We start from the raw sequence: 17,867 nt of genomic DNA, 5'->3' as shown, positions 1-17,867 counted from the left end.
GGGTGCGACGTCGGATGTCGCACCCGTTTTTTTATTCCCACACTGCCGAAACCCCCGGCGCTCTGGCCTGGATGACTTCCTGGACCAAAGAAGCCCATACCAATCCCTGCGTGGTGCCCCCGGCATAAGTTGCCCCCGCGACAATGCGGTTGTAGGCGGACCAATGCACGATTGAAAGTCCATCTGCGGTGCCGGGCCTGGCACATTCGATTTGTTGCAAGTCGCCACGTTCGATCGCACGGCTGCAGGACTTTGGAAAGTGTCGAGAAACGGCAGCCAGGCACGCCGCCCGTATCTGCTCCTTGTACTGCGGCGTCGAATCGGGCGGCACCTGCCCGGCGGAGACAAGGATGCAGTTCCCGTCCAGGCGGCAATTCATGACGCCGATTGGCAGGTCGTACTGCAGCTTGAGTCCGCGCATGTCGACACCTTCATCATCAACGGCGCGCAGCTTGAAAAACCAGCCAATGATCGGGATGACCTCTGGCTCGTCCACCCCCATGGCCGTGACGACAAAGTGCTCTCTACTCAGATCGGCAATTTGGACCGGACTCAGGTGCCGTGGCAGGAACTCAACCCCTGAGCGCTGCAAAAGCGTCACCATCTCATCCATTAAATGGATAAATTCCAGATCGTAGCCCGACACCTCAATCGCCCGCCCGACCTCGGGAACTCCATACATTGCCTGGAATTGCAGCTGACTGATCTCTGCAAGCTCACGCCCCGGCTTGCCACTCGGCCAAGGCCTGTTTTCGATATCCCGTTGCTCGCGGATCGCGGCCTCCGTGCCACTGGAGTCGTCCACATAGGCTCGTACAATTCGCGACCGTGCAAATCGTGCCAGCGATGGGTTGTCGGCCAGGAATTTTTCAAACAGCTCGATGCCTGCGCGATTGCACTCAATGGCCAGGTACTGATTTGCGGGAGTCAGGTAATCGTTAGGCAGCGGTTTTGCAGTCGTCTCCGTTGCTGACAGATGACGCATGTTCACCTGCTTGTGACTGGCACCATCGCGCTGCTGATTTCCTCCGTAAACCGTGACCTGATAATTTGCCAGGCGGAACATCACGGCTTGGAGCAGCCCGTTGATACCTCTGCCGATGATCGACACACGCGGCGCACCGGCATCGGCTTGCCGAGAGGGGATCGCCAATGAGTGTGCAAGCTTGCGCCGGACAAGGCCGCGCAAGGCCATCAAGCTCAGTTGCACCGAGACCGCATAGTCGAGGTCGCAATGGCAGGCTTCGGTGGTGGCCGCCTGTGTGGTCAGCGTCGCCGGCTTGTACCATGTGGAGACACTGCAGCCGAGCGCTTGTGTGCGCACCCGAAACGCATCCAGTGTCCTGGGGCCGTAGTCCAATATGAGCTGGATGTCTTCGGAGACTGCCAGGGTCTGCAACGCATCGTCGCTAAAGACATCCGGCTTGGCGACACAGACAAGGCGAGCCTTTCTGTGCAGGCACTGAATGAGGGTCCGATCAATGCGATAAATGGATTCATCATTCAGGGATAAGCATAGGGCGACTGCATTGGCCCCCTCGAGCGCCTCAAGCCAGTCGTCAACCAATGAAACCCTACAATCGGAAGAGGCTTTCCCGAAACTGTCCGACACTCGATCGCGTCGATCCAACACCTTAATCCGAACATCCGGATCTCGAGCAAGCAACAACTTAACAAGCTCTTTCCCTACATTGCCGTATCCCAGTACACAGATGTCATGGGGCAAGGAGCCATCGGCCAGCGTCAGCCAGTGCGCAATATAGGCAGCAACATGCGGCGCATTGACCCCTGGCGTGTTAATCACTCGAACATTGTTGCGCTCGCACAGATCCAATCGGATCTTATCCAGACTTGTACCTCTGCGGACCAAACAGAGTTCGCCAAATGGGTGGGATATACGCCATTGGTTGATGACGTCGGCATCAATAACCTGGTCTGCGACAATGATCGTTGATGGGCGCAGCAGTGCAATCTGTATAAGCAGAGCCTGCTTGGTTAACGTCGGCGGGAAAAACACCACGTTGCTGGGTGCATCAGCTTTCCAGCCACGCGATGCAGGGGCGATATGCAAGATGTTTTCGGTGGTGGCAATAAGTGACGCGGCGACTGGCGGAACGGAAGAGAACATCATGGTTTTGTCTCCAACAGTTCTGACTGGCTCATACTCCGGAGAGCGCAACTCAATGAAGTTGGGGGCTTGCAAGAACTGCAAACGCTACAAATCTTTTCGTGATGAAACTCAACCTACGCCTATCCTAATAATCAAATAAGCCCGTCGACTCTGACAAACAGGTAGTCCAATTCCGATACTTAATGGCTAAACTCGACTGACGCGCACACGTCCGGACTACCAATCGGTATGACCGTGGCGTTATTAAATTAAATATTTGAAGGATTATTCCGAAAGCAGGCGTCTTGAGAAAATCACCAAACCCCGGAAATGAAAACGTCCGGCCAAAGCCAGACGAAGAATTGAAGTACACAGCAACGGGTCATGATCAATCATGACTCCAATACATAGGCAAACCTCCTGGCCGCGCCCAAACAAACATGCTTGAGCGCTTTCCAGGACTTACCTGCGACGCGGGCGACGCTGCTCGTCATCGGTGCGGATTGGCACCGGTTGCAACGGTGGCTCGATCAAGCCGAGTGCGACGCCGAGGTCGTGCAGCCAGTTTTGCAGTTTCTCTTTCATGGTGCCCCCTTGGGGTAATGCCGAGCGGCTGGAATTCTGTGGCCGCTTCCTACAGATAGTAGTCTTAAGTCTTACGTATTGCTTGAACGAAACCACAACGAACTATTACTGAATTGATCAAAATCCTGACGGATCGTTCAAGCAATCGCTCGGGTTTCGGTTTCCGGTAGCACCTTGCCCTCCTGCTGCAGGTCAATCCACGCATTGAGGTTAGCGCCGAGCATGCCCTTGCGCCACATCAACCAGGTGGTGGCGCTGGCAAAAGGCTCGGCCAGCGGATGAATGGACACGCTGTCCTTGCCCGGCAGGCTGTCGAGCATCGATTCCGACATCAACGCCACGCCGGAACCGGCGATTACACAGGCCAGCATGCCCTGGTAGGACTCGATCTCGATGGCCCGGCCCATGGCCACGCGATCGTGGGAAAACCAGGCTTCCAGGCGCGCCCGATAAGAACAACTGCGTCGGAAAGTGAACACCGAACGGCCGGCAACATCCTGCGGCCCACGCACCGGCGGATGATCCGCCTCGCAGATCAGCAGCAGGCGCTCTTCGCACAGCGGCACGCCGTCGAGGGTGGCCAGGGTCAACGGTCCATCCACCAATGCGGCGTCCAGGCGCCCGGTGATCAAGCCTTCCAGCAGTTCACCGCTGGGAGCTGACTGCACCTGCAGGTTCACCATCGGATACGCCTTGTGGTAACGCGCCAGCAGCTTGGGCAAATGAATCGCCGCCGTGCTGTACATGCTGCCGAGCACAAAGTCTCCAGCCGGTTGCCCGCCCTGCACCGCGCCATGGGCTTCGTCATGCAGGGCCAGCAGGCGCGCACTGTAGTCCAGCAGCACTTTGCCTGTAGGAGAAAGCTGCAAGCGCTGGCGCTCGCGCACGAACAGTTCGACGCCCAGTTGTTCTTCCATCTGTTTAAGCCGGGTCGACAGGTTGGACGGCACCCGGTGCAAGCGCTCAGCGGCACGGGTGATGGAGCCTTCCTCGGCCACGGCCTGGAAAATCCGCAATTGACTGAACTCCATCACCATTCTCCATAACTGAACAAGTTACTCACTATTATTCATTTTTAAAGAAAGTCAATCCGCTTTAGCCTGATGGTCACTCGCTGCTCCCAGGAAAAACCACCATGTCACCGCTGATCCGCTTACTCGCCAGCTTTATCGCCCTGATGATGGCCATGGGCATAGGTCGATTCGCGCTCACCCCGCAAATGCCGCATTTGCTCAGTGAAGGGCAGATCGACCTGACCGGCGCCGGCCTGATTGCGGCGGCCAACTACCTGGGTTATTTCGTCGGTGCGGTGGATTCGATCTTTGCCCGCAGCCATCATCATGTACGCGGGCGTTTGTACGGTGGGCTGTGGCTGTGTGTGCTGCTGACCCTGGCGTCGTACTGGGCCCACGGGTTCTGGCCGCATCTGTTGTTGCGCTTTGGTACCGGTGTAGCCAGTGCCTGGGCGCTGGTGATGATTACCAGCCTGAGCCAGCCGCTGGCCATTGCGGCCGGGCGCGCACGCCTGGGTGCGCTGGTATTTGCCGGGCCGGGGCTGGGAATTCTGTTGACCGGGTTGCTGGCGCTGGGCTCCAACCTGTTGGGGCAAGACTCTGCAACCTTGTGGCTGGTGTATGGGGTAGTCGCCCTGGTCATGCTGCTGGCAATCCTGCCGTTCCTGCCCAAGCCTTCCGCTGCCGACTCACCCGCTGCCAGCCACACCGACGTGGCCAGCAACGGCAGCATCACACACCTGTGCTGGATCTACGTGTTGTATGGCCTTGGCTACATCATCCCGGCGACATTCCTGTCACAGATGGCCAGCGCGCAATTCAAGGGCGCATGGCAAGCAGACCTGTTCTGGCCCTGCTTTGGCCTGGCTGCCGCGATTGGCGTGGTGGCGGCAAGTTTGCGCCGCAAGGACCCGGACACCACCCGTCGCTGGCTGATGACAACCCTTTGGCTGCAAGCGGCAGGCGTGTTTGCCTGCCTGCTGGGCAACGGTTGGGGGCTGGCGCTGGGGGTGTTGCTGTGCGGTGGGCCATTCCTGGCGTGCATGCAACTGGTGATGGCGCGCTTGCGTGAGGTCGCCCCCCACGGCTACCAGCGCAGCACCGGGTTGCTGACCGCCAGCTTTGCGATCGGCCAATTGAGCGGTCCGTTGCTGGCGTCGGTGAGCAGCCACCTCAGTGGTGGCCTGCAACCGGCGCTGGTGGTAGCAGGCGCCGGTTTGTTGGTGGCCGGATCGGTGCTGGTCAGCCGGCAACCATCGACACAGGCGCGCGAACCTGTTCACGCCGCGCCAACACCAGGAAAAACAGCCCACCCAGGAAGCAGCCGGTAAACCAGGCGAAATTGGCCATGCCCTGCAGCACCGGGGTGAAGGTAATCGCGACGCCCACCAGCGTCGCGGGCACCAGCGCCTTGACCGCCGTCCAGTTCACGCCGCCGTCAAAGTAGTAGCGCCCGCTCGGGCTGTCATCGAACAGCGCATCCACGTCGATCTTCTGTTTTTTGATCAGGTAGAAATCCACCAGCAGAATCCCGAACAACGGCCCGATAAACGCGGCGAGGATATCGAGGGTGTAGTGGATCATCAGCGGGTTGTTGAACAGGTTCCATGGGGTGATGAAGATCGAGGCCACCGCCGCAATCATTCCACCGGCACGCCAGCTGATTTTGCTCGGTGCCACGTTGGCGAAGTCAAAGGCCGGCGAGACGAAGTTGGCCACGATGTTGATGCCGATAGTCGCGGTGACAAAGGCGAACGCCCCCAGCAACACAGCCATGTCATTGTCGATGCGCGAAACGGTGGCAATCGGGTCGTGGAGCATTTCGCCGAACACCGGCAAGGTGCCCGAGACGATCACCACGGTGACCAGGGAGAACGCCAGGAAATTTACCGGCAAGCCCCAGAAATTTCCGCGACGCACGTCTTTCATCGTGCGGCAGTAGCGGCTGAAATCACCGAAGTTCAAGGTCGGCCCGGAAAAGTACGACACCACCAACGCGGTTGCCACGATGATTTGGCCAAATGCCTGCCAGCCTGAGAGGGATTTTTCCGCCAGGGTGAAGCTGATATTGGCCCAGCCAGCCTTCCAGACGATCCAGCCTGCCAGGGCAAACATCACCGCATAGACCACAGGCCCCGCCCAGTCGATGAAACGACGGATGGACTCCATGCCCGCCCAGAACACCAGCGCCTGGAGCGTCCACAGGCTGAGGAAACCGAACCAGCCCAGGTACGACAGGCCGGCAAAGTGCGGCTCTGCGTATACCGCCATCTGTGGGAAAAAGCGCAGCACCACGATGATCAATGCACTGGACGCCAGGTATGTCTGGATCCCGTACCAGGCCACTGCGATCAACCCACGAATCACCGCCGGGATATTCGCCCCGAATACCCCAAAGGCCAACCGGCAGATTACCGGGTACGGCACTGCCGCCTGCTGGCTCGGCTTGGCCACCAGGTTGGCGATCAATTGCACAATGCAAATCCCGGCGAGCAAGGCGATCAATACCTGCCAACTGGCCAGCCCCAGGGCGAACAGGCTGGCGGCGAATACGTAGCCGCCGACGCTGTGCACGTCGCTCATCCAGAAGGCGAAGATGTTGTACCAGTTCCATTTTTGCGGCAGCGGTCCCAGGTCCTGGTTGTACAGGCGCGGGCTGTAGCCTTTGGGCAATTGTTCGGTCATCGCAGGGCTCCTCGTAAATACCGGCCTGCCACCCGCGACGGGAGTGCGTACGGGAGGCGGCATGGTTTGTATACGAGTTGATGAGCAGAATGCGTGCCAATGCAATAAAACTCGGCACAATCCCCCGTGGAGCTTGGCTCTTCAGGAGGCGAAGAGACGATTGAACGGTGGTGATTCGCTCAGGGATGGTGCAGGGCAATCCTGTACACAATCAATTGTGCACCCTGCGCGCACATTGATAGCCCACGGTGCAGCAAACGGCAGTCAGGAAGGTGCCCCAGGCGATGTCCATGAAGGCCAAACCGGCGGACCAGCCCTGCAGGGTTGCCCAATTGCTCAGGTCATAGGTGCCGTAGGCTACCAATCCCAGGAGTGCACCAAGCCGCGCGGCACGCTGCCAGCCGCCGCTCGCCAACGCAGGCAGGACGACAAGCACCACACAACCGAATACATAGAGGAGATAGAACGCCACGGCTGGGAACAGGCGCGGCTGGTCAAGCATCAACGGGCCGAGCAGCGCTTTGTAGGTCGGGCCCATGAGGACACCGAGCCACAGGCCGTCAAGCATCAGAAAGGCAAGCAACGTACCGAGGTAGGCGAAAAGCGTTTTTCTGGACATTGAGGCGGCCTTCTGCAGGAGCAAGCGTGCTCCTACAGAAGAGCAAACCGCGATCAGCTTAGTTCAATGCGATCCGCGTGGATCACGATGTGACCCTGCTTGTAGAGGGCGCCGATGGCCTTCTTGAAGTTGCCTTTGCTGACACCGAACAAACTGCTGATCAGTGCCGGGTCGCTTTTATCGCTGACCGGCAAGGTGCCGTTGTTGTCGCGCAACTTGGCGAGGATCTTCGAGTTCAGGCTGGAGGCCGCTTCTTCACCCACAGGCTGCAGGCTCAGACTGATATTGCCGTCGGCGCGGATTTCCTTGATGAAGCCTTTCTCTTCCTTACCCGGGCGCAGGAACTTGAACACTTCGTTCTTGTGGATCAGGCCCCAGTGCTTGTTGTTGATAATGGCCTTGAAGCCCATGTCGGTGGCTTCGGCCACCAGCAAGTCAACTTCCTGGCCGACCTTGTAGGTGGCCGGGGTCTTGTCCAGGTAGCGGTCAAGGCGCGCGGTGGCGGTGATGCGCTTGGTGTGTTTGTCGAGGTAGACGTGTACCACGCAATACTCACCGGCGGTCAGCTGGCGCTTTTCTTCGGAGTAAGGCAGCAGCAGGTCCTTGGGCAGGCCCCAATCGAGGAATACACCGATACTGTTGACTTCAACCACTTTCAGACTGGCAAATTCACCCACCTGTACTTTTGGTTTTTCGGTGGTCGCGATAAGTTTGTCATCGCTGTCCAGATAAATGAAAACGTTGAGCCAGTCTTCATCTTCACTGGGAATATCTTTGGGGATATATCGGTTGGGCAAGAGGATTTCGCCCTCTTGATCACCATCCAGGTACAAACCAAAGTTAGTGTGTTTAACCACTTGCAAGCTGTTGTAGCGCCCGACTAAAGCCATCTCAAATACCCTCATTGCGTGGGCGGCATTCTACCCGAGTTGACGACGGCGGTCCCGCGTACCGGCGTACAGGCCTGAAAAATCATGGGTTTGCCGAGAAGCGCCCCGCTCGTCAGGTCATCGGGCTGAATCCGGCCAGTACCCACGGCCGGATTTCCTCGAGGGATTCGAGTTAAAACAGCAAGTTAGGTGAGTATTTCACTTAATAATCCAGGCGAATCATAAACCCTGCGTATATTTCAGGGGGATATTTGCCAAGCAATTGTCAAGCATTTCATGTACGATGCATGGCCAAGTTAATTCTCTACAGGTTAGTGGCCGCCATGCGCGTAAAAGCATCCAACAGCAAAGCAAAGCCAGCTCCCGCCGTTGAAACCAGCGAATCGATCAACAGCCAAATTGCTGCATTCCTCAAGCAGGGCGGCGAAATCCAGCAGATTGCCAAAGGCGTAAGCGGCCAGACTTTCGGCCCGTCCAAGCAGATCACCCTGGGTAAAAAGTAAGACTCGCGCATTACACCTGGTCCCTATGCGCTTTGCCTTTCAAGGCGCTAGGACTAGAGCCCGCACTACCCTCTGATACACCCCTTTATTACGCCAATCGACGAACGGGCCTCATCTGCGAACCATCGCCGGTATGCTTGCACACGTCTAGATCGGGCATTTGCCTGATATTTCCCGTTACTGCTCCTCGCTTTTCATGGAGTGAAGCATGCTCAAATCCTGCATATTCCTGGCCGGTGCCCTGTTGGCCAGCCCCCTCGCCGAAGCGCAGGTTTTCCAGCGTGAATTGGGTGATTTCGACCTGAAATTGGGCACGACACCCAGCCGAAGCATGGCTCAAGGCCTGGTAAAGCCCACGGCACCCGGGAGCGACTCGTTCCATGGCGGCCTGGACCTGAGCCACGGCAGCGGCCTGTACCTCGGCCAATTCTCACCGAGCATGGGCATTTCCCCTACCAGCAACCTGGAAGTCGACTCCTACCTGGGTTTCAAACGCCCCTTCGACCAGACCCTGGGTTATGAACTGGGGATGATTCACTACAGCTATCCCAAGCTGAGCCCCCTCGACAGCCAGGAGTTCTACGGCGGCCTGACCTTGCTGGGCAATCGCTTCGGCGCCTCCTTCAGCAACGACCCGGACCGGCAGGACAGCACCCTGTTCGCCGACCTCGGCGGCACCAAGCCATTCGGCATCGGCGTCAGCATGAAGTACACCACCCACCAGCTCGGCACCCCGGTCTCGGTGGCCGATGGCAGCTCGATCCGCAGCTTCAGCGACTGGTCGGTACAATTTTCCAGGCCATGGATGGGCGTCGACCTGAACCTGATCTACAGCGACTCCAGCCTCAGCGGCGGCGATTGCTCGGCCTACTCCGGACACAACTCGCAATGCGACGGGCTGTTGACCCTGAAGGCCGAGCGAGCGTTTTATTGATGAGCTGAACTGTCGCTGCCCTGACGGGTTCAGATGCAATACTCTCGTCTGCGCAAGGACTCGCTCATGCTGCGTCGGTTAAAATTTCTGGTGATGTTGCTGACCCTCAGCCTGGTGCTTGCCGGCTGCAATCGGGTGGGCCTGGCCTATCGCAATCTGGATGTGATCATCCCCTGGACCCTCAGCGACTACCTGGAAATGAACGCCGGGCAGAAGAGCTGGTTCAACGACACACTCAAGGAACACCTGGCCTGGCATTGCACCACCCAGTTGCCGGGCTACCTGGACTGGCTCGATCGCCTGCAACAGATGGTCGACACCAACCAGGTGACCGACGCCGCCCTGCAAACCCGTACCGCCGAAGCCAAACAAGCTATTGCCGAGAGCGCCCGGGCGATCACGCCGTCCGCCGTCGAGCTACTGCAGGGGCTGGACGACCAGCAAGTACAGGATATGGAGCAAGCGTTCGCCAAGGACCTGCGCAAGCGTCAGGACGAATACCTGAAACCGCCCCTCGAGCAGCAGATCAAGGAACGCGCCGAGCGCATGAACAAACGGCTGGATGCGTGGCTCGGGCCGTTAAGTGCCAGCCAGCAGAATCGCGTCACCGCCTGGTCGATCGCCTTGGGTGAGCAGAACCAACAATGGATTGGCAACCGCGCCCACTGGCAAACACTATTTATCGCAGCCGTCAAAGACCGCCACAGCAGCGATTTCCCACAGAAGATCGAGCAACTGCTGGTGAACCGCGAAAGCCTGTGGACGCCGGAATATCGCCAGGCCTACGCCCAGACCGAAGCCGCTGCCCGCAGCCTGATCGTCGACCTGATGGCGGAAAGCACCGTGCAACAACGCCAGAAGCTGACACAAAAGATCGACAAGGTGCGCAGCGATTTCAAGGCCCTTAAATGCCTGAAGGCTGGCACCCCGTAGACATCAGGCAATCTGTGCTTTCGAAGCCACTTCATCAAACGTCGCCGGATCCAGCGCATCCGCCTGTTCGTCCAGCACCTGCCGGGGGTGATTATTGCCGGGGATGCTGCTGTCGATCAGGCTCAGCAGCTGTGAGCCGCGCGGGGTCAATTTGAAATTCTCCCCATTGCCGCACTCTTCCTCTGACCTCGACTCAATAAAGCCGTGCTTGAACAACAACGCCTCGTAATCCGCTGCGGTCTTTTTGAACTTATCAAGGTTACCGATGGGCTCTCTAGCATTAGCCCTTTCAGCGGCTTCCTCCTCGGCATATTTGCGCGGGGCGAAGTTGGCGCCACCGTTCTGTACCTCATGCAGCAATCGTTCGATCAAATCCCAATCGTAAGTCGTCATCCTGATTCCTCCTGAAGGCACACGAAATAGGCCCTTCAAAGGTGTGACATGCCGGGCCATCGTCCGTTCAGCCTAGTGGACAGGCGCAATTTCGCTGAACTTTTAAGCGCTCGCGGCCCTCAACCGAACATCATCGCCATGGAGGTCCGAATTATGAAAACCCTGCTGAATATGACCGTGGCGGCCACGCTGCTTGCCGCCCTGCCCGCCTGGGCCTGCACGCCGGAAGAGGCCACCGCCAAACGTGAGCAACTGGCCAAGAAGGTGACCGAGCTCACCCAGCAGAATCCAGAGAAGGCCAAGGAGATCAACGAAGAACTGCAGAACATGAAGCTGGAAACCGCCAGCGCAGACCTGCCCGACAAGTGCCAACTGATCGACCAGCGCCTCACGGAACTCAATGAGGCGACCGACAAAACTAAAAACTGAGGCGAAAAAAAACCGGACATTGTCCGGTTTTTTTATGGCTCAAGCGTTATTCGGCAGCCGGTGCTTCCGGCTTGCGGCGCTTCAGAGGCGCCATGCCGTCCTTGCTGACCAACGACAGGTTGTCGGTCTTTGGACGGTTGGCAATCTTGCGCTTGGTCGGCGACTTGGCACCGGCCTTCTTCTTGTCGCCCTTGGCGTCGACCTTTTTCTTCTTCACGCCAACGGCCTTGCCCGATGCCTTGACCTTCTTCGGCCCGCCGTAGGTGCCTTTGACTTCCTTGATGGTGCGGCGCTCGAACGACTGCTTCAAGTAGCGCTCGATGCTCGACATCAGGTTCCAGTCGCCATGGCAGATCAGCGAGATCGCCAGGCCATCGTTGCCGGCACGCCCGGTACGACCGATACGGTGTACGTATTCGTCGCCGCTGCGGGGCATATCAAAGTTGATCACCATGTCCAGGCCATCCACGTCCAGGCCACGGGCGGCAACGTCGGTGGCGACCAGGATCTTCACGCCGCCTTGCTTGAGGCGGTCGATGGCCAGCTTGCGGTCCTTCTGGTCTTTCTCACCGTGCAGGACGAACGCCTTGTACTCCTGAGCCACCAGGCGACCGTAGATGCGGTCGGCCATGGCCCGGGTGTTGGTGAACACGATAGCCTTCTGATAGGTCTCGTTGGCCAGCAACCAGTTGAGGATCTGCTCTTTGTGCACGTTGTGGTCAGCAGTGATGATCTGCTGACGGGTGGTCGAGTTCAGGTCGCTGACGTTGTTGACCTGCAGGTGCTCAGGGTTGTTCAGGACCTTGGCGACCATGTCGCGCAGGGTCGAACCACCGGTGGTGGCCGAGAACAGCATGGTCTGCTGGCGGTTGACGCACTCTTGCACCAGACGCTGCACGTCGTCGGCAAAGCCCATGTCGAGCATGCGGTCGGCTTCGTCGAGCACCAGGACTTCAACTTCCTTGAGGTCCAGGTTGCCGGCGTTCAGTTGTTCGATCATCCGGCCCGGGGTGCCGATCAGGATGTCCGGCACCTTGCGCAGCATGGCGGCCTGGACCTTGAAGTCTTCGCCGCCGGTGATCAGGCCGGACTTGATGAAAGTGAACTGCGAGAAGCGCTCCACTTCCTTCAAGGTCTGCTGGGCCAGTTCGCGGGTCGGCAGCAGGATCAGGGTCTTGATGCTGACACGGACTTTCGCCGGGCCGATCAGACGGTTAAGGATCGGCAGGACGAAAGCGGCAGTCTTGCCACTCCCGGTTTGAGCCGTCACCCGCAGGTCACGCCCTTCGAGCGCGAGCGGGATGGCCGCTGCTTGCACAGGCGTTGGCTCGACAAATTTAAGCTCGGCCACGGCTTTGAGCAGGCGTTCGTGCAGGGCGAATTGGGAAAACACGGGTGCTACCTCGAAGAAATACAAAAAAACAGCTGCATAGGGTAACGGTTTCGGGCGCCGAGGCCGAGTTTCTTTACGCGAACTGCGTTAATCAGGCGCTTTTTTGTCAGGGGATTTGTCCACAACCACAACTTTGACGTACTTAAATGCTCTAATCGGCCCGTCACGTCTTACAGAAGAATCGCGTTTACCCATGGATATCAAACAGCTCTGGCTCAACGTCAAAGACCTTTGGGGCACCCTCGACGAACACCCGCTGCTGCATTCCAGCCTCGCGCTGATGGTGTTGCTGGTAGTGGCATTGCTGCTCGGACGAGTGGCCCGCTACCTCATCCTGCACGCCGTCAAGCTGCTGGGCCGGCAACCCGCGCTGCACTGGCTCAATGACCTGCGGCACAACAAAGTCTTCCATCGCCTGGCACAGATGACGCCGTCACTGGTGATCCAGTTCGGCCTGTACCTGGTGCCGGACCTGAGCAAGACCGCCACCCTGTTCATCGGCAATGTCGCCCTGGCGTTCACCATTCTGTTCATGGTGCTGGCGATCAGTGCACTGCTCAACGCCCTGCTGGACATCTATGCCCGCACCGAACACGCCCGCACCCGCTCGATCAAGGGCTACGTGCAGTTGGCGAAGATGGTGCTGTTCGTGTTTGGCGCCATCATCATCGTCGCCACCTTGATCGACCGCTCGCCACTGCTGCTGCTTTCCGGTCTGGGTGCAATGTCGGCGGTGATTCTGTTGGTCTACAAGGACACCCTGCTGTCGTTCGTCGCCAGTGTGCAACTGACCAGCAACGACATGCTGCGGGTCGGCGACTGGATCGAAATGCCCCAGGTCGGCGCCGACGGTGACGTGGTCGACATCACCCTGCACACCGTCAAAGTGCAGAACTTCGACAAGACCATCGTCTCGATTCCCACCTGGCGCCTGATGTCCGAGTCGTTCAAGAACTGGCGCGGCATGCAGGCCTCCGGTGGCCGGCGGATCAAGCGCAGCCTGTATATCGACGCCAGCGGCGTGCGTTTCATCCGCGACGACGAAGAGCTGAAGCTCACCCAGGTACACCTGCTGACCGACTACATGAGCCGCAAGAAGGCCGAGCTCAAGGCCTGGAACGAAGCCCAGGGCAATGTCGCGGCGATGTCCGCCAACCGCCGACGCATGACCAATATCGGCACCTTCCGCGCGTATGCCTTGGCCTATCTGAAAAGCCATCCGGAGATCCAGCCGAACATGACCTGCATGGTGCGGCAGATGCAGACCACCGCCCAGGGCATTCCGCTGGAGATCTACTGCTTCACCCGCACCACCGCGTGGGCCGACTACGAGCGGATCCAGGGCGATATCTTCGACTACCTGCTGGCGGTGCTGCCGGAATTTGGTTTGAGTCTGTACCAGCAGCCCAGCGGCGGTGACTTGCGGGCGGGGATGTTGCCGGCGGTGCTGGGGGCCAGTCACCTGCCCCCGGCGGAAAAGGCAGTGATGTAACAACAAAAAACGGCACAACCCGAGTTGTGCCGTTTTTTTTGCGTTGGACCTTACTTGACCTGACGCTGCGGCGCGCCGTGAACCATGGTGTAAGCGTAATCCACGCCCATGCCGTAAGCGCCGCTGTGCTCCTGTACCAGGCCCATCACCGCGTCGTAGGTTTCCTTGTGAGCCCAGTCACGCTGGTATTCCAACAGCACTTGCTGCCAGGTGACCGGTACCGCGCCCGCCTGAATCATCCGTTGCACCGACATGTCATGCGCTTCTTTGCTGGTGCCGCCGGAGGCGTCGGTGACGATGTACACCTCGTAGCCTTCGGCCAGGGCTTCCAGGGCCGGGAAGTTCAGGCACACCTCGGTCCACAGGGCCGCCATGATCAGCTTCTTGCGCCCGGTGGCCTTCACCGCGGCCACCAGCGCCTTGTCTTCCCAGGAGTTCATCGAGGTGCGCTCGATCGGCTGCTGGTCCGGGAACACGTCCAGCAGTTCCGGCCAGATGTAGCCGCTGAAGCTCTTGGTCTCAACCGAGGTCAGGATGGTCGGCACGTTGAAGATCCTGGCGGCCTTGGCCAGCGCCACCGTGTTGTTCTTCAGGGTCTGGCGATCGATCGACTGCACGCCAAAGGCCATCTGCGGCTGGTGGTCGATCAGGATCAGGGTGGAGTTGGCTGGGTTGAGCAATTCGCGAATAGACATGGTGACTTCCTTTTAATGGTTTCGATTCGGTAAGGGGTGCGTTCAGCGCCGCTGTGAAGCTTGGCTGGCGGCTTGGAAGTAACTTTATGGGATGGATAAAATCGAGACAATTACCTAAAATAGAGAATCATTGATTCTAAAAAAGGGACAATCATGGATCGTATCGAATGCATGCGGGCGTTTGTCGTCACGGTCGGCGAGAACGGCTTCGCGGCCGCCGCGCGAGCCATGGACGTACCGCGCTCAAAAGTCAGCAAACAGATTCAGGCGCTGGAAGAAGCCATAGGCGTGCAACTGCTTCAGCGCACCACCCGCAGCCTGCATTTGACGGAGGCCGGGGCCGAGTATTTTGAAGCTGCGCGTGAAGTACTGGCCGCCCTGGACGAAGCCGAACAGCGGGCCCGGGATGGTATCGGTGAGCTACGGGGCGTGTTGCGGGTCAATGCGCCGATGTCGTTCGGGCTGCATCGCCTGGGGCGGTTGATTCCGCTGTTCCATGAACAGCATCCGCATATCGAGCTGCAACTGGTGCTCAGCGACCAACAGGTCGACCCGGTACGCGGTGGTTTCGACGTGACCATCCGCATCGCCAGCATGCCCGACTCAACGATGATCGCCCGCCAGTTGGCACCTGCGCCACGGATCATGGTGGCTGCGCCAGCCTACCTGGCACGCGCGGGCATACCGCAGACCCCGCAAGACCTGCGCCAGCACCAGTGCCTCAATTATGGGTATCTGCAAAGCGGCGTCAGCCTGCAATTGAGCAAGGGCCAGGAAACCCAGCGGGTCAACGTTACCGGCCCTCTGCACGCCAACAACGGCGACCTGCTGGCCCAGGCGGCAGAGGCCGGGATGGGCATCGCGCTGTTGCCGGACTTTATCGTCGAAGACGCCCTGAGCGCCGGGCGCCTGGTGCCGGTGCTCTGCGAATGGCAGGCGCCGGCAATCACCATCAATGCGGTTTATTCGTCAGCGCGACGCGTGCCGCAAAAGACCCGCGCATTCATTGATTTTTTGCTGACGCAATTGGCGCCGACGACCGCAGGCCCAGCCGGCTGATCCACACCGCCCCGAGAATCACCAAACCGCCCAGCAGCAACCTGCCCAACGGTTCATGCTGATTCCAGATCAGCAAGTTCAGCAACAACCCCACCGGCACATGCAGGTTGTTCATCACCGCCAACGTGCCACCGTTGACCATGCACGCGCCCTTGTTCCACCAGTACATACCCAGTGCCGTGCTGACCAGACCGAGGAACACCAAAACGCCCCACTGCAACGGCGCTTCCGGCAGGTAGTTGGCCTTGCCGAACATCAGGAACGCCGGCAACGCCACCGCCAACGCGCCGAGGTAGAAGTAGCCAAAGCGCCGGTAATGCGGCAGATCACTCGGATGACGGGCCACCAGATGCTTATAAAGCACCTGCCCGGCGGCGTAGGTGAAGTTGGCCAGTTGCAGCAGCAGGAAGCCCATGAAGAAGTTCGGGGTGATCTGGTCGAAGCGAATCACCGCTGCCCCCGCCACCGCCACCAGTGCGGCCACCAGCGCCCACGGGTTGAAGCGGCGGTTCAGGGCGTCTTCGATCAAGGTCACGTGCAACGGTGTCAGGATGGTGAACAGCAACACCTCCGGCACCGTCAGTACGCGAAAGCTCAGGTACAGGCACACGTAGGTCACGCCGAACTGCAGTGCGCCGATCAACAGCATGCCGCGCATGAACGCCGGCTCCACCGAGCGCCAGCGGGTCAGCGGGATAAACACCAGCCCGGCCAACAATACACGCACCAGCACCGCGAAATAACTGTCGACGTGACCGGCCAGGTATTCGCCGATCAAGCTGAAGGAAAACGCCTGGATCAGCGTCACAACAAGTAGATAGCCCATGCTCGCCTCATTTTGAATGGGCGCGACATTAGCGGTTTTCCGCGCGTTACGAAACTCAAGGCAAAAAAAACCCGACCTCGCTAAAAGCGTCAGTCGGGCGGGAGCACTCAGGAGCAAAAAGTGCAAAGGGAGGTTCGATACGCGTACTTGAAGGGTTGCGTGGAGCTATCTAAACAGCGGGCGATTATCTGACGATTAACATCTCACGCCACTTGGGCCAACAACGCCTTGGCCTGGTTCAAACCCTTCTCCTGGAAATCACCGCCCAGGTTCACCCCTTCGGCATGAATGAACGTGACGTCATGGATGCCGATAAAGCCCATGACCTGACGCAGGTACGGTTCCTGGTGGTCGGTGCTGCCACCGGCGTGGATGCCGCCGCGGGCGGTCAGCACAAAGGCGCGCTTGTCGGTCAGCAGGCCCTGGGGGCCGGTGGCGGTGTACTTGAAGGTCACACCGGCACGCAGCACATGGTCGAGCCAGGCTTTGAGGGTGCTGGGAATCGCGAAGTTGTACATCGGCGCGGCCATCACCAACACATCGGCGGCCAGCAATTCATCGGTCAGTTCGTTGGAGCGGTCCAGGGAGGCCTGTTCAACCGTGCTGCGCTGCTCGGCAGGTTTCATCCAGCCGCCCAACAGATTGGCATCCAGGTGCGGAACCGGGTTGATGGCGAGGTCTCGTACGGTGATCTGATCAGCCGGATGGGCGACTTTCCATTGGCTGATGAATTGTTGGGTCAGTTGGCGGGAGATTGAGTCCTGCTGACGGGCGCTGCTTTCGATGATCAGAACACGGGCCATGATTATGTAAGCTCCATCGGTGAATGCTGTAAGGCGATGGAGTGAAGGTTAATCAGAGCCCGTTCGATTAAAAAGCGTAAAAAATTGCTATAACCCATCTAGAAATTTGTTTATAAGCGGAGTATTGCTGTGGGCATCCTCCGCTTTTGCCTTATTTCGGTGCGCAGGTGAGCTGGATACGCATCTTGATAACGGCACGGTTGAATTTGACCGTGGTATTGGTGGTTTTCCCTGCTGCAACCGTGACCTTGCGCGTACGCGGGGCTTCCGGGCCGTTGGTAAAGCGTACCTTGCACTCCGCGTCATTGGGGCCGTAGTTGGTGAGTTGGATCGAACTGATAGTGCTGTCGACGTCCGACGCGCTGTAATCGATCTTCACGCCCTGAATGTCTTTCGTCACATCGGTACTGAATGCAAACGCACTCAACGGCAGCAACGCCAGCAGCACACAACAGAATTTTCTCATTCGGCAGTCTCCAATAAGGACCGCCAGCTTAGGACAAGA

The 17,867-nt window shown here is 58.7% G+C and carries 19 protein-coding genes; 7 read left to right on the top strand and 12 right to left on the bottom strand.

Annotated elements, in window-relative coordinates:
- Positions 1 to 31: 31 nt before the first annotated feature.
- From V6607_RS07920 to V6607_RS07910, 3 genes are all read right to left on the bottom strand, one after another.
- Entirely contained in the window at positions 32 to 2,131 is a 2,100-nt protein-coding gene (locus V6607_RS07920) for an FAD-dependent oxidoreductase (protein ID WP_134325920.1), read from the bottom strand.
- Positions 2,132 to 2,572: 441 nt separating this feature from the next.
- Positions 2,573 to 2,695: a PA1414 family protein gene (locus V6607_RS07915; RefSeq protein WP_003210728.1), complete on the bottom strand. Its 123-nt coding sequence runs from the start codon at positions 2,693 to 2,695 to the stop codon at positions 2,573 to 2,575.
- A 137-nt stretch (positions 2,696 to 2,832) separates the two neighbouring features.
- The gene (locus tag V6607_RS07910) at positions 2,833 to 3,726 is read right to left on the bottom strand and encodes a LysR family transcriptional regulator (protein WP_134325919.1); all 894 of its coding nucleotides are present in this window, start codon (positions 3,724 to 3,726) and stop codon (positions 2,833 to 2,835) included.
- Positions 3,727 to 3,830: 104 nt separating this feature from the next.
- On the opposite strand from V6607_RS07910, the gene V6607_RS07905 reads away from it, so the two are divergent.
- Positions 3,831 to 5,039 carry an MFS transporter gene (locus tag V6607_RS07905; protein ID WP_134325918.1) on the top strand — a complete coding sequence of 403 codons (1,209 nt, stop codon included), beginning with the start codon at positions 3,831 to 3,833 and terminating at the stop codon, positions 5,037 to 5,039.
- Here V6607_RS07905 and V6607_RS07900 read toward each other — a convergent pair.
- From V6607_RS07900 to V6607_RS07890, 3 genes are all read right to left on the bottom strand, one after another.
- Complete coding sequence (locus tag V6607_RS07900; RefSeq protein ID WP_087694816.1) at positions 4,951 to 6,393, bottom strand: NCS1 family nucleobase:cation symporter-1; 1,443 nt, start codon at positions 6,391 to 6,393, stop codon at positions 4,951 to 4,953. The two genes, V6607_RS07905 and V6607_RS07900, sit on opposite strands and share 89 nt — an antisense overlap.
- A 211-nt stretch (positions 6,394 to 6,604) precedes the next feature.
- Complete coding sequence (locus tag V6607_RS07895) at positions 6,605 to 7,012, bottom strand: DUF2177 family protein (protein WP_008438163.1); 408 nt, start codon at positions 7,010 to 7,012, stop codon at positions 6,605 to 6,607.
- Positions 7,013 to 7,065: 53 nt separating this feature from the next.
- On the bottom strand, positions 7,066 to 7,902 hold the full coding sequence (locus V6607_RS07890; protein ID WP_076014775.1) for a S1-like domain-containing RNA-binding protein: 837 nt from the start codon (positions 7,900 to 7,902) through the stop codon (positions 7,066 to 7,068).
- Between the two features lie 323 nt (positions 7,903 to 8,225).
- Here V6607_RS07890 and V6607_RS07885 point away from each other — a divergent pair, with 323 nt between their 5' ends.
- The 3 genes from V6607_RS07885 to V6607_RS07875 all read left to right on the top strand — a co-directional run bounded on the left by V6607_RS07885 (position 8,226) and on the right by V6607_RS07875 (position 10,272).
- The gene (locus V6607_RS07885) at positions 8,226 to 8,405 is read left to right on the top strand and encodes a hypothetical protein (RefSeq protein ID WP_003210722.1); all 180 of its coding nucleotides are present in this window, start codon (positions 8,226 to 8,228) and stop codon (positions 8,403 to 8,405) included.
- Between the two features lie 208 nt (positions 8,406 to 8,613).
- Positions 8,614 to 9,339, top strand: a complete 726-nt coding sequence (locus V6607_RS07880; RefSeq protein ID WP_003210721.1) for a TorF family putative porin — start codon at positions 8,614 to 8,616, stop codon at positions 9,337 to 9,339.
- A gap of 66 nt (positions 9,340 to 9,405) precedes the next feature.
- A complete protein-coding gene (locus tag V6607_RS07875; protein ID WP_003210720.1) occupies positions 9,406 to 10,272 on the top strand; it encodes a DUF6279 family lipoprotein in 867 nt (288 codons plus the stop codon).
- Positions 10,273 to 10,275: 3 nt separating this feature from the next.
- Here the strand turns inward: V6607_RS07875 and V6607_RS07870 are convergent, their stop codons facing one another.
- The gene (locus V6607_RS07870; RefSeq protein WP_008438132.1) at positions 10,276 to 10,665 is read right to left on the bottom strand and encodes a hypothetical protein; all 390 of its coding nucleotides are present in this window, start codon (positions 10,663 to 10,665) and stop codon (positions 10,276 to 10,278) included.
- 153 nt (positions 10,666 to 10,818) lie between these two features.
- Here V6607_RS07870 and V6607_RS07865 point away from each other — a divergent pair, with 153 nt between their 5' ends.
- The gene (locus tag V6607_RS07865) at positions 10,819 to 11,094 is read left to right on the top strand and encodes a hypothetical protein (RefSeq protein ID WP_102605391.1); all 276 of its coding nucleotides are present in this window, start codon (positions 10,819 to 10,821) and stop codon (positions 11,092 to 11,094) included.
- A gap of 46 nt (positions 11,095 to 11,140) precedes the next feature.
- Here the strand turns inward: V6607_RS07865 and V6607_RS07860 are convergent, their stop codons facing one another.
- Positions 11,141 to 12,487, bottom strand: a complete 1,347-nt coding sequence (locus V6607_RS07860) for a DEAD/DEAH box helicase (RefSeq protein ID WP_063034035.1) — start codon at positions 12,485 to 12,487, stop codon at positions 11,141 to 11,143.
- 193 nt (positions 12,488 to 12,680) lie between these two features.
- Between V6607_RS07860 and V6607_RS07855 the strand changes: the two genes are divergently transcribed.
- Positions 12,681 to 13,979 (top strand): mechanosensitive ion channel family protein, encoded by a 1,299-nt coding sequence (locus V6607_RS07855; protein WP_003210716.1) that lies wholly within the window; start codon positions 12,681 to 12,683, stop codon positions 13,977 to 13,979.
- Positions 13,980 to 14,029: 50 nt separating this feature from the next.
- On the opposite strand, the gene V6607_RS07850 is transcribed toward V6607_RS07855, so the two are convergent.
- Positions 14,030 to 14,674, bottom strand: coding sequence for a hydrolase (locus tag V6607_RS07850; protein ID WP_003210715.1), 645 nt, complete (start codon positions 14,672 to 14,674; stop codon positions 14,030 to 14,032).
- A 153-nt stretch (positions 14,675 to 14,827) separates the two neighbouring features.
- Between V6607_RS07850 and V6607_RS07845 the strand changes: the two genes are divergently transcribed.
- The gene (locus V6607_RS07845; RefSeq protein ID WP_032899700.1) at positions 14,828 to 15,733 is read left to right on the top strand and encodes a LysR family transcriptional regulator; all 906 of its coding nucleotides are present in this window, start codon (positions 14,828 to 14,830) and stop codon (positions 15,731 to 15,733) included.
- Here the strand turns inward: V6607_RS07845 and V6607_RS07840 are convergent.
- From V6607_RS07840 to V6607_RS07830, 3 genes are all read right to left on the bottom strand, one after another.
- Positions 15,678 to 16,559 carry a carboxylate/amino acid/amine transporter gene (locus V6607_RS07840; protein WP_102368336.1) on the bottom strand — a complete coding sequence of 294 codons (882 nt, stop codon included), beginning with the start codon at positions 16,557 to 16,559 and terminating at the stop codon, positions 15,678 to 15,680. The genes V6607_RS07845 and V6607_RS07840 overlap by 56 nt on opposite strands.
- 203 nt (positions 16,560 to 16,762) lie before the next feature.
- Positions 16,763 to 17,362 (bottom strand): FMN-dependent NADH-azoreductase, encoded by a 600-nt coding sequence (locus V6607_RS07835; protein WP_003210712.1) that lies wholly within the window; start codon positions 17,360 to 17,362, stop codon positions 16,763 to 16,765.
- 151 nt (positions 17,363 to 17,513) lie between these two features.
- Positions 17,514 to 17,828, bottom strand: coding sequence for a hypothetical protein (locus tag V6607_RS07830; protein ID WP_003210711.1), 315 nt, complete (start codon positions 17,826 to 17,828; stop codon positions 17,514 to 17,516).
- Positions 17,829 to 17,867 lie beyond the last annotated feature (39 nt).

This window comes from Pseudomonas sp. KK18, assembly GCF_037094675.1.
In the GTDB taxonomy this organism is placed as follows: Bacteria; Pseudomonadota; Gammaproteobacteria; order Pseudomonadales; family Pseudomonadaceae; genus Aquipseudomonas.
This window is presented reverse-complemented; position numbering and strand designations above follow the sequence as displayed.

Excerpts from the sequence above, each read along its gene's own strand:
- V6607_RS07920 (WP_134325920.1), bottom strand. The coding sequence starts at position 2,131 with ATGATGTTCTCTTCCGTTCCGCCAGTCGCCGCGTCACTTATTGCCACC.
- V6607_RS07915 (WP_003210728.1), bottom strand. The coding sequence starts at position 2,695 with ATGAAAGAGAAACTGCAAAACTGGCTGCACGACCTCGGCGTCGCACTC.
- V6607_RS07910 (WP_134325919.1), bottom strand. The coding sequence starts at position 3,726 with ATGGAGTTCAGTCAATTGCGGATTTTCCAGGCCGTGGCCGAGGAAGGC.
- V6607_RS07905 (WP_134325918.1), top strand. The coding sequence starts at position 3,831 with ATGTCACCGCTGATCCGCTTACTCGCCAGCTTTATCGCCCTGATGATG.
- V6607_RS07900 (WP_087694816.1), bottom strand. The coding sequence starts at position 6,393 with ATGACCGAACAATTGCCCAAAGGCTACAGCCCGCGCCTGTACAACCAG.
- V6607_RS07895 (WP_008438163.1), bottom strand. The coding sequence starts at position 7,012 with ATGTCCAGAAAAACGCTTTTCGCCTACCTCGGTACGTTGCTTGCCTTT.
- V6607_RS07890 (WP_076014775.1), bottom strand. The coding sequence starts at position 7,902 with ATGGCTTTAGTCGGGCGCTACAACAGCTTGCAAGTGGTTAAACACACT.
- V6607_RS07885 (WP_003210722.1), top strand. The coding sequence starts at position 8,226 with ATGCGCGTAAAAGCATCCAACAGCAAAGCAAAGCCAGCTCCCGCCGTT.
- V6607_RS07880 (WP_003210721.1), top strand. The coding sequence starts at position 8,614 with ATGCTCAAATCCTGCATATTCCTGGCCGGTGCCCTGTTGGCCAGCCCC.
- V6607_RS07875 (WP_003210720.1), top strand. The coding sequence starts at position 9,406 with ATGCTGCGTCGGTTAAAATTTCTGGTGATGTTGCTGACCCTCAGCCTG.
- V6607_RS07870 (WP_008438132.1), bottom strand. The coding sequence starts at position 10,665 with ATGACGACTTACGATTGGGATTTGATCGAACGATTGCTGCATGAGGTA.
- V6607_RS07865 (WP_102605391.1), top strand. The coding sequence starts at position 10,819 with ATGAAAACCCTGCTGAATATGACCGTGGCGGCCACGCTGCTTGCCGCC.
- V6607_RS07855 (WP_003210716.1), top strand. The coding sequence starts at position 12,681 with ATGGATATCAAACAGCTCTGGCTCAACGTCAAAGACCTTTGGGGCACC.
- V6607_RS07850 (WP_003210715.1), bottom strand. The coding sequence starts at position 14,674 with ATGTCTATTCGCGAATTGCTCAACCCAGCCAACTCCACCCTGATCCTG.
- V6607_RS07845 (WP_032899700.1), top strand. The coding sequence starts at position 14,828 with ATGGATCGTATCGAATGCATGCGGGCGTTTGTCGTCACGGTCGGCGAG.
- V6607_RS07840 (WP_102368336.1), bottom strand. The coding sequence starts at position 16,559 with ATGGGCTATCTACTTGTTGTGACGCTGATCCAGGCGTTTTCCTTCAGC.
- V6607_RS07835 (WP_003210712.1), bottom strand. The coding sequence starts at position 17,362 with ATGGCCCGTGTTCTGATCATCGAAAGCAGCGCCCGTCAGCAGGACTCA.
- V6607_RS07830 (WP_003210711.1), bottom strand. The coding sequence starts at position 17,828 with ATGAGAAAATTCTGTTGTGTGCTGCTGGCGTTGCTGCCGTTGAGTGCG.